12 protein-coding genes are annotated in these 14,055 nt (G+C 60.3%); 10 read left to right on the top strand and 2 right to left on the bottom strand.

Annotated elements, in window-relative coordinates; translation table 11 throughout:
- From metC to QMX84_RS06000, 4 genes are all read left to right on the top strand, one after another.
- A complete protein-coding gene (gene metC, locus QMX84_RS06015; protein ID WP_123750603.1) occupies window positions 1-1,215 on the top strand; it encodes a cystathionine beta-lyase in 1,215 nt (404 codons plus the stop codon).
- A 3-nt stretch (window positions 1,216-1,218) separates the two neighbouring features.
- Window positions 1,219-2,277 carry an amidohydrolase family protein gene (locus QMX84_RS06010; protein WP_153334502.1) on the top strand — a complete coding sequence of 353 codons (1,059 nt, stop codon included), beginning with the start codon at window positions 1,219-1,221 and terminating at the stop codon, window positions 2,275-2,277.
- A gap of 30 nt (window positions 2,278-2,307) precedes the next feature.
- Entirely contained in the window at window positions 2,308-3,381 is a 1,074-nt protein-coding gene (locus QMX84_RS06005) for an ABC transporter substrate-binding protein (RefSeq protein ID WP_153328732.1), read from the top strand.
- Window positions 3,382-3,601: 220 nt separating this feature from the next.
- Window positions 3,602-4,939 (top strand): serine hydrolase, encoded by a 1,338-nt coding sequence (locus QMX84_RS06000; protein ID WP_282363392.1) that lies wholly within the window; start codon window positions 3,602-3,604, stop codon window positions 4,937-4,939.
- Between the two features lie 9 nt (window positions 4,940-4,948).
- On the opposite strand, the gene QMX84_RS05995 is transcribed toward QMX84_RS06000, so the two are convergent.
- Complete coding sequence (locus QMX84_RS05995) at window positions 4,949-5,575, bottom strand: LysE family translocator (protein ID WP_153334496.1); 627 nt, start codon at window positions 5,573-5,575, stop codon at window positions 4,949-4,951.
- A 140-nt stretch (window positions 5,576-5,715) separates the two neighbouring features.
- Here QMX84_RS05995 and QMX84_RS05990 point away from each other — a divergent pair, with 140 nt between their 5' ends.
- From QMX84_RS05990 to cfaB, 6 genes are all read left to right on the top strand, one after another.
- Window positions 5,716-6,189, top strand: coding sequence for an Lrp/AsnC family transcriptional regulator (locus tag QMX84_RS05990; protein ID WP_048388257.1), 474 nt, complete (start codon window positions 5,716-5,718; stop codon window positions 6,187-6,189).
- Window positions 6,190-6,322: 133 nt separating this feature from the next.
- Window positions 6,323-8,260, top strand: coding sequence for a protease modulator HflK (locus QMX84_RS05985; protein ID WP_153328738.1), 1,938 nt, complete (start codon window positions 6,323-6,325; stop codon window positions 8,258-8,260).
- 11 nt (window positions 8,261-8,271) lie between these two features.
- Window positions 8,272-9,306, top strand: a complete 1,035-nt coding sequence (locus QMX84_RS05980; RefSeq protein ID WP_282363391.1) for a protease modulator HflC — start codon at window positions 8,272-8,274, stop codon at window positions 9,304-9,306.
- Window positions 9,303-10,361, top strand: a complete 1,059-nt coding sequence (locus QMX84_RS05975) for a protease modulator HflK (protein WP_048373514.1) — start codon at window positions 9,303-9,305, stop codon at window positions 10,359-10,361. Before QMX84_RS05980 ends, QMX84_RS05975 begins: the two co-directional genes overlap by 4 nt.
- Entirely contained in the window at window positions 10,358-12,271 is a 1,914-nt protein-coding gene (locus QMX84_RS05970) for a cation-translocating P-type ATPase (RefSeq protein WP_282363390.1), read from the top strand. Before QMX84_RS05975 ends, QMX84_RS05970 begins: the two co-directional genes overlap by 4 nt.
- Before the next feature lie 116 nt (window positions 12,272-12,387).
- Window positions 12,388-13,569, top strand: coding sequence for a C17 cyclopropane fatty acid synthase CfaB (gene cfaB / locus QMX84_RS05965; protein ID WP_153334488.1), 1,182 nt, complete (start codon window positions 12,388-12,390; stop codon window positions 13,567-13,569).
- Here cfaB and QMX84_RS05960 read toward each other — a convergent pair.
- The gene (locus QMX84_RS05960; protein ID WP_262124148.1) at window positions 13,560-14,042 is read right to left on the bottom strand and encodes a hypothetical protein; all 483 of its coding nucleotides are present in this window, start codon (window positions 14,040-14,042) and stop codon (window positions 13,560-13,562) included. The two genes, cfaB and QMX84_RS05960, sit on opposite strands and share 10 nt — an antisense overlap.
- Window positions 14,043-14,055: the final 13 nt, after the last annotated feature.

Genomic DNA, 14,055 nt, shown 5'->3' with positions numbered 1-14,055 from the left:
ATGTCCACAAGAGAATCGCGTAGTCATTGGCTGGCCGACACCCAGCTGACCCATTTGGGGCGTAATCCGGCGAGCCACGAGGGCACGGTCAACACCCCGGTTTATCGCGTGTCGACTTACGTCTGGGAAAACACCCAGGCGCTCGCCGAGTTCCGGCGCAAGTCGGCCGATCCGGAGTTTCGTGGCAATGCCTACGGGCGCAACGGCAACCCCACCACCGCAGCGTTTGAAGATGCGGTGGCCGAGCTGGAAGGCGGCTATCGCGGGCTGATCATGCCGTCGGGGCTGGCAGCAATCACCGGCGCGGTGTTGGCCGTGGCCAAGGCCGGTGACCACGTGCTGGTTACCGACAATTGCTACTGGCATGCGCGCAAAGTCTTCGACGACGTGCTGTCGCGCTATGGCATTGAAACCACCTATTTCGACCCCGAGCTGGGCGCCGACATCGCCGGCCAACTGCGCCCCAACACCAAAGTGGTGTTTGTCGAGGCGCCAGGTTCCACCACTTTCGAAGTCCAGGACATCCCGGCCATTGCCAAGGCCGCCCATGCCCACGGCGCGCTGGTGTTGATGGACAACACCTGGGCCACGCCGCTGTTCTTCCGGGCTTTTGAACATGGTGTGGATATCTCCATTCACGCGGCCACCAAGTACTTGGTGGGCCATTCCGACGCGATGCTCGGCGTCATCGTGACCACCCAGCCGCTCTATGCCCAAGTGCGTTCAGTGGTGCGCGACCTCGGCTATATCGCCAGCGCCGACGATGCGTATCTGGGCCTGCGTGGCCTGCGCACTCTGGGCGTGCGCTTGCGTCAGCATCAACAGTCGGCGCTGCGCGTGGCGCACTGGTTGCAGCAACGCAGCGAGGTGCTTGAAGTGCGCCACCCGGCGCTGCCCGGCAGCCCTGGGCATGAGATCTGGAAGCGTGACTTTTTGGGCTCGTCAGGCCTGTTTGCGTTCGTGCTCAAGCCGCTGCCCGACGAGGCGGTCAATGCCTTCCTCGACAGCCTCAAATTGTTTGCCATGGGCGCCAGTTGGGGCGGGTTCGAGAGCCTGATTGGCCGCCAGACACCGCAACGGGCGGTCACGCCGTGGCAGGTGCCGGGCGTGCTGTTTCGCATTCATGTCGGCCTTGAAGCGGTGGACGATTTGCTCGCCGACCTCGACCAAGGGCTGGCCGGTATTGCCCATCACTTTTCACCTGAAGAGGCCTGAACCATGAGCCAAATCCAACCTTCTGTGCAGGGTGTGATCGACCTGCACAGCCATTGGTTTTCACCCAGCTCGCTGCGCTTTTTGAGTGAGCGCCAGAGCAGCCCGCGCCTTTTACCGGGCGCCGATGGCGCACCGAATTTGCACCGCTCCGGTGCTGGCACCACGGCCCAACCGTTTGCGCTGGGCAACCACTGGTTTGATCTGGACGCGCGCATTGAGCATTTCGATCAGGTCGGGGTGGCGCATCAATTGCTGTCCTGGCCGACCACTTTGGGCATCGACGCGGCGCTGTCTGCCAGCGAATCGTTGGGCCTGTGGCGCGACTACAACAATGAACTGGCGGGCGTGGTGCGCCAGTACCCCACGCGGCTCAGCGCCGTGGCGGCGTTGTCGACCTCGGACATTCAGTGGTCGGTGGGCGAGTTGCAGCGCGCCCATGAAGAGCTGGGGCTGATCGGTGCGGTGCTGCCGGTCAATGCCTTCGCCAGCCTGGCCGCCGCCAGCCGTTTTGAGCCGTTGCTGGCCAAAGCTCAGGAGCTGGGCAGCCATATTTATTTGCACACCGGTTACGCCCACCCACAGGTGCCAGGCCAGCCACCGGTGCTGTTGCACAGTGACGCCATCGAAGCGCGGCGGGTGCTGGACATCGCCTGGCAGTTTGCCTCGGCCACCATCACCTTGGCCCACAGCGACCTGCTGGACCGTTACCCCGACGTCACGGTGCAAATCGCCATGCTCGGCGGCGCCGGCATCATCGCCAACCTGGTGGAACTCAGCCAGGTGCCCGGCCACTTCGATGCGGTCGGCCACAGCCCGCGTTATCAGCGCTTGTTATTCGACACCGGCGCCGCTGGCCGAGGGGCCCAGGCCATCGCCCTGGCAACCCGCGTGCTGGGCGCCGAGCAACTGGTGTTTGGTTCTGACTATGCCCCGGTGCCTGACATCGCACCGGGTATCGCCCAAGTGCTGGCCGCGCCGATTTCGGCGGCCGAGCGCGAGTTGATCCTGCGAGGCAACGGGCAACGCCTGTTGGCCAGCAAAGGTATTTCCCTGGGTAGCTAAGGCTACCTCTCTGCCCCAAGGAGTGTCGCAATGAGTACCGTACTGCATGAAAAACCGCGTCTGGTCGCTGACCCGGTAGAGGCCTACTACACCATCTGCCCGGTGTTGGTCGCGTCCAATATTGCCGTGGAGCTGGGTTGGCTGGATGAAGAGTTCAAGCGCGCTGGCGGCAAGGCCACCTTCCTGCGTTCGTTGCCTGAAAATGGCGGCTGGCTGCCGCATTACCGTCACTCGTTTAACCCGCTGTTTCGCGATGGCGGGGCCATTCCGACCCTGTGGGCTAAGGCGGATTTGACCGACACCACGCTGATCGCCACCACCGCCAGCCAGCGCGCCGGCCAAGTGGTGGTGCGTGCAGGTTCGGGGATCCGCCGGGTGCAGGATCTGGCCGGGCGTCGTATCGGCCTGTTCAAAAGCCAGAACGACGACAAGATCGACTTCGCCCGCGCCACAGCCCAGCACGGTTTGCTGCTGGTGCTGGAGCTGGCCGGTTTGAGCGCCGAGCAGGTGCAGTGGGTGGATTTGGCCGACGACGATGACCCAAGCTTCCTGCAACCGTCGCAGCGTCCGGTTGAGCTCTGGACGCAAATCAAGGCTCATCGTGGTCAGCCGCCTGTGGATATTCAGGCCCTGGCCGATGACCGCGTCGACGCGATTCTGGTACAGGCCAGCACCGCCGCATCGCTGGTGGCGACGGGCAAATACACAGTGATCGAAGACCTGGAGCGCTACACCGACTGGACCCTGAAAATCTCCAACGGGCCGTACACCACTGCGGTTAACACTGACTTCGCCCGCCAGCATCCTGAACTGGTGGTGGCCTTCTTGCGCGCCGCGATTCGGGCCGGTCGTTGGATCAACGCCAACCCGGACGCTGCCGCTGAACTGTTCACCCGAGTGACCTTTAACAGCGACCCGGCGCTGGTACGTGCGGCCCTGCACGGGCGTGATTTTGTGCCGCAACTGTCGGCGCAAAACCTCGCTGCGCTGGAATTGAAAAAGACATTCCTGCGCGAGCACGGCTACATCAAAGGCGACTTCCGCGTGACCGATTGGGCTGATGCGAGCTTCCTGGAACAGGCGCACGCCTCGTTGCAGGACTAATCTGCAACGCGTGGGAGCGAGCTTGCGCGCTCCCACAGTGATTTCCTTCAATTCGAAGCGTTGATTGAAGCCATTAACCTCTGATTTCAGTCAGGTAAAAAACACGCACGGGTATACAAGCTAACCTCTCATACCGCAGGGTAGTGCGCGGCTATGGGTTGGTAATGGAACAATCAACTCAGCGCTTGGCCGGGTCTCGTTCCTTTATTGAGGCGTTTGTATGCTTAAGCAATTGTTCAAACCCGCACGCACAAGCGTGGTGTTCTTGCTGTCTTGCCTGGCAGCGTCCATCGCCTGTGCGGGCGATAAAACGACTTACCCCGATGCCGCCGCCAGTGACCCCAAGACCCTGGGTTGGATGGTCGGCGCGCCTCCACCGCCTGACCGCATCGTGCGGTTTGCCGATGGCAGTTATTTCAAGTTTCCGGCCATGCGCTGGAGCGTTTCCAACTTCCGCCAATTGATGCCTACCACCAATGTGTCCCGTGGCTTGGGCGCGCCCGTGCCGTTGGCGCAGGCGTTGCGCAGCGATATCGATGCCCTGACGTTTACGCCCCTCGGTGGGCAAAAACCGATGACCTGGGAGCAGTCGCTGGCGGCCAATTACACCGACGGCATTGTGGTGCTGCACCGCGGCAAAATTGTCTATGAGCGGTATTTCGGCGTGTTGAGCCCCCAAGGCCAGCATGCTGCCATGTCCATGACCAAATCGGTGGTGGGCACAATGGGCGCCATGCTGGTGGCCGATGGCACGCTGGACGCCAATAAAAAAGTGGCGGATTACGTGCCCGAGTTGGCCAAGTCCGCCTTTGGCAGCGCGACGTTGCGCCAGGTGCTGGACATGACCACCGGGCTTAAATACAGCGAAGACTATGCCGACCCCAACGCTGAAGTCTGGAAGCACGCACAGGCGGGTAACCCGCTGCCCAAGCCCAAGGATTACACCGGCCCGCAAACGTATATGGAGTACTTGCAGACCGTGCAGCCTGAGGGTGAACACGGTAAAGCCTTCGCCTATAAAACAGTGAACACCGATGTGCTGGGCTGGGTGATTGCCCGGGTCACCGGGATAAACGTGGCGCAACTATTGTCAGAAAAAATCTGGCAGCGTTTGGGCGCAGAACAAGATGCGTACTTCTCTGTGGACTCCATCGGTACGCCCTTTGCCGGTGGCGGGTTAAACACCGGGCTGCGGGACATGGCGCGGTTTGGCGAGATGATCCGCAATAACGGCCAGTACCTGGGCGAGCAAATTGTGCCCAAGGCCGTGGTGGATGATATTCGCGCCGGTGGCGATAAAGCTGCGTTTGCCAAGGCCGGTTATGACCTGCTCAAAGGTGGCAGTTATCGCGACATGTGGTGGGTGACCCACAACGCCGATGGCGCCTTTATGGCGCGGGGTGTGTATGGGCAGCGCACCTACATCGACCCTAAAGCCGAAATGGTGATCGTGCGCTATGCGTCCAACCCGATTGCCGGCAACGCGGCAAACGACCCGGTGACCATCCCGGCATTCGAGGCGCTGGCCAAGCACTTGATTGCCCACCCGCAGCCGTAAACCTGCGGCTCAGGCCTGTTGAACGAACGCCAGGCGCAAGGCGAAACCGATCAACAGGCTGCCAAATAACCACTGTTGAACACGCTGTGCCCGGGGGCTGTTGTTGAGCCATTGACCCAACGAGGCCCCGGCCATGGCGTAAAGGCTGTCAAACATCAGGCCGACGATCACCAGCACCACGCCCAAGCCAAAAAACTGCGCGCCCACGGTGCCTGCCTGGTTGTCGATAAATTGCGGCAGCAGCACCGAGCAAAACAGCAAAGCCTTGGGGTTGAGCAGGTTGGTCAACAAGCCACGTCGCAGCGCGCCAGCCCAGGTCAATTCAGGTTCTTTGACCACGCCGGTGGCGAGGGTCAAGTGGGTGAGCATGCCGGGTTTGAGCATGCGCACGCCCAGCCACACTAAATAAGCCGCGCCGATCAAACGCACGCCATCAAAGGTCCAGGGCGCTGTTTTAAACAGTGCAGCCAAGCCCACGGCGGCCAGAAAAACATGGCAGGCCCGGGCAATGCCCAAGCCCAACGCGGTGCTGAGGGCCAACGCACGCCCATGTCGGGCACCGGTTTGCAGCAGCAATATCATGTCCGGCCCGGGCATCAGGTAAATCACAACCAGCGCAATCAGAAACATCCCCATGGCGACCCATCTCGATAGCAGGTGAGCCACGATTTTAGGGGCGAAGGCACGCGCAGGTGGTTGCGTATTCAGCCTCAAGAAGGTCTAGTCTTGGCAGAAACCACCTTTTTGATCATCAAAAGAATTTGAATATGCCAAAAATAAAACTGGATGCTTTTGACCGACGCATTCTCGACGCCTTGCAGCGTGATGGGCGCTTGAGCAATGTGGACTTGGCCGACGAAATTGGCCTGTCTGCGTCGCCGTGTTTGCGTCGAGTTCGGTTGCTGGAAGAGGCGGGGGTGATACGCGGGTACCAGGCCAATCTGGATCGCGATGAGGTCGGTTTGGGTTTAACGGTGTTTATCGGGATCAAGGTTGAGCGCCATCACGAAGATGAGGCGGAGGCGTTTCGTGTCGCTGTAACGGCATTGCCAGAAGTGATTTCGGCTTTTTTAGTGTCAGGAGAATCTGATTTTTTACTGCAGGTTGTAGTGCCAGATTTACGCGGGTACGAGCGATTTTTAACCGGCGTGCTGCTCAAGTTGCCGGGTGTCAGTGATATTCGCAGTAACTTTGCAATTCAGACGGTCAAGGCGCCTGCTGTCCTGCCGCTCAATCATTTACCGGTTTAGCCGCTTTAAATACGGCCCACGTTTGGGACTGTTTATCTACGGCTCCGCGCCAAGATGAAGATCGCTGGCCGCCCGCAGAAGTTTCACACTGTTTGTTATATCGTAACTATATTCATCAAACAGTGGAGCTTCCATGCGTGTCGATTTAGATGCCGAGGAGGGTGGCCTTGAGTCTTTGTCTCGTTTTCAAAGTGCCACCGTTCAGGCGCGTCAACTTTTTCAGTTAGGCGTTGGACTGGCCGCCCTGGCAATCATGCTCTGGACGGTCGGTTTTTTTATTGGTCTGTTTGCCCCGAGTTCGTTGTGGCCTGCGCTGCTCAATAACAACGTCGCCGCGTTGTTAGTGGTGGCGGCAGGGGCGCAATCGGCGTTTTGGGTGGCGGACTGGCGCAAGGCAGCGCTCAATCCTGCACCTGAATTGATCGAAGAACAGCCCGCTGAGCCGCTCAGTGCCTACGAGCGTTTTTGCCAACGGTTGAGTCGCGGGTCGCATCGGTTTTTGGCCTCGATCGGTGCGCCGGTCTTTTGGCTGGCGGGCGTCGGCGGCCTGGCCGTGTGGTGTGTGCAGCACAGTTGGGACGTGTCGCTGGCCGGTGCCGATTTAGGCACGGGCGGGCGAGTGGCCGCCGGAGTGGCGGTGTTGCTGGCGTTTGTATTGCTGGTGTTCGAACGCTACCTGGCGCAGCAACCCGAAGCGCGCTGGCCGGAAGCCCGCTTACTGGCGCCGCTGGTGCGTGTGCCGATCCTCACTTTTTTGCTCAGTGCGTTATGTCTGCTGTTCAGCAGCGCCGAGGCCGAATGGCCCGCTCGCCTTGCGGTATTGCTGGGCGTGCTGCCCGCGGCGGTGGCGATTGAGTTAATCCTTCGGGCCGTGGCGGCGATTTTCAGTCCACGCCGCGACCGGCTTGAACCGCGCATGATCGCGCAGAGTTTTATTGCCGGGATGCTGCGCTGGCCACCGCAACCGCTGCTGGCGCTGCAGCACGAATTGCATAACCGGTTTGGCATCGACCTGCGGCAAATCTGGGCGTTCAGTTACATGCGCAAAGCGTTCCTGCCGGTGCTGGCGGTGATCGTCGCGGTGGGCTGGATACTCAGCGGTGTGAATGAAGTCCCGCTGCAAGGGCGCGGCATTTATGAACGTTTTGGTAAGCCGGTTGAAGTATTCGGGCCGGGTTTGCACGCAGGGCTGCCTTGGCCATTGGGCCGGGTGTTGATGGTCGAAAACGGGGTGGTGCATGAACTGGCGACCAGCACCGAGTCGGCGGCGGATCCCGTGCTGGCGTCGGCTGACGGCCTGCCACCGTTGACTGCCAACCGCTTGTGGGACGCGACGCATGTGAACGACAAATCCCAGGTCATTGCCAGCGGTGGCGGTGACAAGCAGGGCTTTCAGATCGTGAACATGGACGTGCGTTTTGTGTACCGCATCGGCTTGAGCGATCAAGCCGCGATTGCCGCGACGTACCACAGTGCCGATGTGCCGACGCTGATTCGCAGTACCGCGAGCCGCATCCTGGTGCACGACTTTGCCTCGCGCACCCTCGATGATTTGCTCGGCGAACAACGTACCGAGTTGGCCAGTGACATTGGCCGCGCCGTGCAGGCCGATCTGGATTCGCTGGGCAGCGGCGTCGAGATTCTGGCCACGGTGGTTGAGGCTATCCATCCGCCTGCCGGGGCGGCCAACGCGTATCACGCCGTTCAGGCGGCACAAATCAGCGCCCAGGCCTTGATTGCCCGCGAGCGTGGCGCGGCAAGCGAGCAAGCCAACGTTGCGCAATTGCAGGCCAGCATGGCGCTGGACCAGGCCAATGCTTCGGCGCGTGAAGTGAACGCGACGGCGCAGACCTCGGACCTGCGTTTTGGCGCCGAACAAAAAGCCTACCGCGAGGCCGGTCACGCCTTTGTTCTTGAGCAGTATTTGAGCCAGCTCAGCCAAGGCATGAACAACGCCAAACTTTTGATTCTCGACCACCGCCTTGGGGGCAACGGCAACGCGCCAACCCTCGATCTGCGTTCTTTCACGCTGCCGGCCGATCCTGTCGCGCCGCGTAAAGCTGTTCAGTAAGGAGCTTTGTTTTGAGCCACTCACACGATCATCACGCGCACGGCGGCCACCACCACGGCCACGCGCATCACGGCCATCATCATCATCACCACCATCATGGTGACGAACATGAGCCGAGCCCGTTCCCATGGCGGCGCATGGGCTGGGCCGCCTTGCTGGTCTTATTTGCCGTAGCAGCCGCCAGCCTGGTGCAAGTGCGTTCCGGCGAAGCCACTGTCATTACCCGTTTCGGTAACCCGGCGCGGGTGCTGCTGGAGCCTGGATTGAGCTGGCGCTGGCCTGCACCGTTTGAAGTCAGCGTGCCGGTCGACCTGCGTTTGCGCACCACCTCCAGCGGTCTGCAAGACGTCGGCACCCGCGACGGCCTGCGCATTATTGTGCAGGCCTACGTGGCCTGGCAGGTGCAGGGCGATGCCGAGAACGTGCAGCGTTTTATGCGCGCGGTGCAGAACCAGCCCGATGAAGCCGCCCGGCAAATTCGTACCTTTGTAGGCTCGGCGCTGGAAACCACAGCCGCCAGTTTTGACCTGTCCAGCTTGGTCAACACCGATGCCAGCCAAGTCAAAATTGCCGACTTCGAAGCGCAACTGCGCCAGCAAATCGAACAGCAATTGCTCAGCACCTATGGCGTGCGTGTGCTGCAAGTGGGGGTTGAGCGGCTGACGTTGCCGTCGGTCACGCTCACCGCCACGGTCGACCGCATGCGCGCCGAGCGTGAAACCATCGCCACTGAACGCACTGCGGTGGGCAAGCGTGAAGCGGCGCAAATCCGTTCGGCGGCCGAGCGCGATGCGCGCATTCTGCAAGCCGATGCCAGTGTGAAAGCAGCGGACATCGAAGCGCAGTCGCGGGTCGAGGCGGCGAAGATTTATGGCCAGGCGTACGCCAGTTCGCCAGAGCTGTACAACATGCTGCGCTCACTCGACACGCTGGGGACCATGGTTAACCCCGGCACCAAGGTGATTTTGCGCACCGACGCGGCGCCGTTCCGGGTGTTGGTCGATGGCCCGCCGTCGATGGATAACAAGGCTGGGTCGCATCCATGAGTGGCTCATCTGAAGACACGCCACGTGTCAGCAGCCCGTGGCAACAAGCGGGGCGTTTAGCGTTTTTGGGCTTGTATGCCGTGACGGTGTTCGCCGCCGTGGCGTGGGGTGTGTCCAATGTGCGGCAGATTGATCCGCAGAACCGTGCAGTGGTGCTGCGCTTTGGCGCGCTGGACCGCATCCAGAATGCCGGGTTGCTGTTGGCCTGGCCGCGGCCTTTTGAACAAGTGGTGATTGTGCCCGCTGCCGACCGCGTGAGTGAGCGTCGTATCGAAAACTTGCTGCGCTCGGACAGCGCCCTGCAGGCGGATAGAGTGGCCACTTTTGCCACGCCCATTAACGATGCCCTGGCCGGCTCTGGCTATTTGCTGACCGGTGATGCGGGCGTTGTGCAACTGGATGTGCGGGTGTTTTACAACGTCACCGATCCTTATGCCTACGTGCTGCAAGCGGAGCATGTGTTGCCAGCGCTGGATCGTGTGGTCACCCGCAGCGCAGTGGCGCTGACCGCCGCACGGGATCTGGACACTATTTTAGTGGCGCGCCCGGAGCTGCTCGGCAGCGATAAACAGTCGGCGGAACGCCGTGAGCGTTTGCGCGGTGATTTGGTGCAAGGCATCAATCAGCAACTGGCGGCGCTCACGGCAACGGGGCAGGGCATTGGTCTGGAGGTGGTGCGGGTCGATGTGCAATCGAGTTTGCCGGGCCCGGCCGTCAACGCGTTTAACGCGGTGCTGACGGCCAGCCAGCAAGCCGACAAAGCCGTGGCCAACGCGCGCAACGATGCCGCTAAAACGACCCAAAACGCCACCCAGGAAGCCGACCGCACGGTTGAGCAAGCCCATGCCCAAGCCAGTGAACGATTGGCCTTGGCGCAATCGGACACCGCGGCCATCGTCAATTTGGCCAAGGTACAACAGGCCGGTAATGACCCTGGTTTGTTGCTGCGTTTATACCGCGAGCGGGTGCCAAAAATTCTCGGGCAGGCGGGCTCTGTGACCACCGTTGATCCTAAAGATGATTCCCGTCTGATTATTCAGGGAGCCGAACAATGAGTACGTCTGCAACGCAACCCGTGGTCAGCATGCTGAGCAGCGCCGAGCAACGCAGCGCTGCGCGGCAACTGACGCTGGCGATGCTGGCGCTGGGGTTGCTGGCCTTGGGGCTGGTGTGGCGCTGGTTCATGCCCCTGCAAGTGGGCACCAGCCAATTGTTATTGGGGTTTGCCTCGTTGTTGGTGGCGGTGCCGGTGATGCGTTCGGCGTGGTACAGCCTGCGTTATCCGAGCCTGCACGGCATCACCGATCAACTGATCGCCCTGGCGATGTTGGGCGCGTGGGCCACCGGCGATTTACTCACCGCTGCACTGTTGCCGATCATCATGATTTTTGGCCACGTGCTGGAAGAGCGCAGCGTGATCGGTTCGCAAGAAGCCATTCATGCGCTGGGCAAACTGACCCGCAGCCAGGCGCGGTTATTTCAGGCCGACGGCCGTTTGCTGGAGGTCGACAACAGCACCCTCAAGACCGGGGACCAGGTTGAAGTACGCGCCGGGGATCGTGTACCGGCCGATGGTGTGGTGTTGTCGGGCCAGGCCAGCCTCGACACGGCGTCGATCACCGGGGAGTCGGTGCCGCTGGAAGTCAGCGTAGGCATGCCCATTTACGGTGGCGCGATCAACCTGGACGGCCTGCTGCGCGTTGAGGTGACACGCACCGGTGAAGAGTCGACGCTGGGTAAAGTCATTGCCCTGATGCAAAACGCCGAGCGCGCCAAGCCGCCGATTACCCGATTGCTTGAACGCTATGCGGGCGGCTACATGGTGCTGGTGTTGATGATCGCCGCCGTCACCTGGTTTATCACCAACGATGCCCAAGCCATGCTCGCGGTGTTGGTGGCGGCGTGCCCATGCGCGTTGGTGTTGTCGGCACCGGCCACCGCCATTGCCGGGATCGCCGTGGCGGCGCGTCACGGGATCTTGATTCGCAGCTCGGCGTTCCTTGAAGAACTGGCGGATTTAACCTCCTTGGTGGTGGATAAAACCGGCACCCTGACCTACGGCACGTTGCGTCTGCAAGCCATCGACACACCGCTCACGGAGCATCAGCCGTTGCTGCAACTGGCTGCCAGTTTGGGCGCTGCCAGCAGCCATCCGGTGAGCCGGGCGTTGGCCGGCCTGGTCAGCCATGACCAATTGCTGACGCTTGAGGATGTGCGCGAGCGCCAGGGTTTGGGTGTTGTCGCCAGAACCGAGCAGGGCGAAGCGGCGTTGGGGCGGCCGGAGTTATTCGACCAATTGACTATTACCACAACCCCGGTGCCGGACCATGATGGCCCTATTGCAGGTCTTTCATTGGACACACAGTTTCTTGGCTGGTTATTGTTGGCAGACAGCGTTAAGCCCGAAGCCCAACAGGCGTTGCGCGAATTGCGCGAACTGGGGCTGGGGCGTCAGGTCTTGCTGACGGGTGACCGGCAAAGTGTGGCGGATCATTTGGCGCAGGCGGTGGGCATCAGTGAAGTACAAGCCCAAGCCTTGCCCGAAGATAAATTGAAGCGTGTGCTGGGCGAAATCGACAGTGGCTTCAGGCCCATGGTGGTCGGTGACGGGATCAACGATTCGCTGGCGCTTAAAGCCGGCGTGGTCGGGGTGGCGATGGGGGCGGGCGGTGCGGACATTGCCCTGGCGTCATCCGACATCGTGTTGATCGGCAGTGACTTGCGGCGTTTGGGGACGTGCGTGCGACTGAGTCGTGAATGCCGCCACACCTTGCAGGTCAATGTGGTCATCGGGCTGGGCTGGACATTGGCGATTGTTGCCGCCGCTGCGTTTGGTTGGTTGGGGGCGGCTGGCGCCATGATTGCCGCGCTGCTGCACAACTTGAGTACGTTATTGGTGTTGGGGAATGCTGGACGTTTGCTTCGTTTTCATGAGCCGTTGGTGGCGTCAGAAACGCCGCAGTAAGGGTCTGAAACGCATCACGCACGCTCTGGCTTCTGGCTGTCAGCTCACTGAGCTGACAGTTTCGGTTAATCGACTACCCTATAGTTTCGATGTCTGAATTGAAGGAGGACTTACTGATGCTCGCGCAACTGCCACCGGCTTTACAGAAACTTCATCTTCCATTACGCCTTAAACTTTGGGATGGAAACCAGTTTGATCTAGGGCCAGAGCCTAGTGTCACGATTGTGGTCAAAGACCCGCAACTGGTTGCCGAGTTTACCCACCCCAGCCTTGACCTGCTGGGCACCGCTTTTGTTGAGGGCAAGCTTGAGCTGGAAGGCTCCGTCAAAGAAGTGATTCGTGTGTGTGATGAGTTGAGCCAGGCGCTGGTGGAGGAAGAGGACACTCGACCTACGCGTATTCACCACGACAAAGAAATCGACGCCGCTTCCATCTCTTACCACTACGACCTGTCCAATGAGTTTTATCAGCTGTGGCTTGACCGCGACATGGCCTATTCGTGTGGCTATTTCGAGACCGGTGAAGAAACCCTTGATGAAGCTCAGCAAGCCAAGTTTCGCCTGCTGTGCCGTAAGCTGCGCCTGAAACCGGGTGAGTATCTGCTCGACGTTGGTTGTGGCTGGGGCGGGTTGGCGCGTTTTGCCGCACGCGAGTACGGGGTCAAAGTCTTTGGCATTACCCTGAGCAAAGAGCAACTGGCGCTGGGCCGTGAACGCGTCAAAGCTGAAGGCCTGCAAGACAAGGTCGACCTGCAACTGCTCGACTACCGCGATCTGCCGCAAGACGGCCGCTTCGACAAAATCGTCAGCGTGGGCATGTTTGAGCACGTGGGTCACGCCAACCTCAATGAGTACTGCAACATCCTTTTCAATGCAGTGCGTGAAGGCGGCCTGGTGATGAACCACGGCATTACCGCCAAGCACACTGATGGCCGCCCGGTAGGTCGCGGGGCCGGTGATTTTATCGACCGCTATGTGTTCCCGAACGGTGAGTTGCCGCACCTGTCGATGATCACCGCCGAGATTAGCGAAGCCGGTCTGGAAGTGGTCGACGTCGAAAGCTTGCGTCTGCATTACGCGCGCACGCTGGATCACTGGAGTCAGCGTCTGGAAAACAATCTGGAGACTGCGGCGAAAATGGTCCCGGAGAAAACCCTGCGTATCTGGCGCCTGTACCTGGCAGGTTGTGCCTACGCGTTTGCCCATGGCTGGATCAACATCGATCAGATCCTGGCGACCAAACCGCATGCCGATGGCTCCATTGAATTGCCACCGACACGCGCCGATATTTATCGCTGACCGTGTGAATCCCACGTAATTGCAACAGGGCTTACTTCAGGGTTTATTTCCTGGAGGTAAAGCCCATGTTGCAGTGGGATGTTTTGATCAACCTGTGCCACGGCCTTCTGGTCGAAAGTCAGTCCCTTCTTTTTAAACACAAGATCATGACGCGCTACGTTTCCTCCCCAGTCAGCGGAGGGCAAAGAGATGTAGCTGATCTTGTACTCTTCATCGGTAAACGCCCCTTCAACCACATAGGCGCCGTAGTGGTTTTCGCCCGGGGAAATGATCTTGTACAAGCCATTGTCGTAGTAGTACAGGATGGCTTCTTCAAACGGTTTTTCGCTGTACATCTTCTTGTAGTGCAATCGATGAATGTACGTTGGCTTGCCGAACTCGACGGTAATGGCGGGGACGACGGGCGGCGGGGTGGTTTCAGCTTGGGCCAGCGAAGTGATGCTGAACAGCAAACCCATCAGCGAAAATTTCATGCGTGTTGATCCT

This window comes from Pseudomonas sp. PS01297 (assembly GCF_029959305.1).
Taxonomy (GTDB): domain Bacteria; phylum Pseudomonadota; class Gammaproteobacteria; order Pseudomonadales; family Pseudomonadaceae; genus Aquipseudomonas; species Aquipseudomonas helleri.
This window is presented reverse-complemented; position numbering and strand designations above follow the sequence as displayed.

Excerpts from the sequence above, each read along its gene's own strand:
- QMX84_RS05985 (WP_153328738.1), top strand. The coding sequence starts at position 6,323 with ATGCGTGTCGATTTAGATGCCGAGGAGGGTGGCCTTGAGTCTTTGTCT.
- cfaB (WP_153334488.1), top strand. The coding sequence starts at position 12,388 with ATGCTCGCGCAACTGCCACCGGCTTTACAGAAACTTCATCTTCCATTA.
- metC (WP_123750603.1), top strand. The coding sequence starts at position 1 with ATGTCCACAAGAGAATCGCGTAGTCATTGGCTGGCCGACACCCAGCTG.
- QMX84_RS05975 (WP_048373514.1), top strand. The coding sequence starts at position 9,303 with ATGAGTGGCTCATCTGAAGACACGCCACGTGTCAGCAGCCCGTGGCAA.
- QMX84_RS06005 (WP_153328732.1), top strand. The coding sequence starts at position 2,308 with ATGAGTACCGTACTGCATGAAAAACCGCGTCTGGTCGCTGACCCGGTA.
- QMX84_RS06010 (WP_153334502.1), top strand. The coding sequence starts at position 1,219 with ATGAGCCAAATCCAACCTTCTGTGCAGGGTGTGATCGACCTGCACAGC.
- QMX84_RS05960 (WP_262124148.1), bottom strand. The coding sequence starts at position 14,042 with ATGAAATTTTCGCTGATGGGTTTGCTGTTCAGCATCACTTCGCTGGCC.
- QMX84_RS06000 (WP_282363392.1), top strand. The coding sequence starts at position 3,602 with ATGCTTAAGCAATTGTTCAAACCCGCACGCACAAGCGTGGTGTTCTTG.
- QMX84_RS05995 (WP_153334496.1), bottom strand. The coding sequence starts at position 5,575 with ATGGGGATGTTTCTGATTGCGCTGGTTGTGATTTACCTGATGCCCGGG.
- QMX84_RS05970 (WP_282363390.1), top strand. The coding sequence starts at position 10,358 with ATGAGTACGTCTGCAACGCAACCCGTGGTCAGCATGCTGAGCAGCGCC.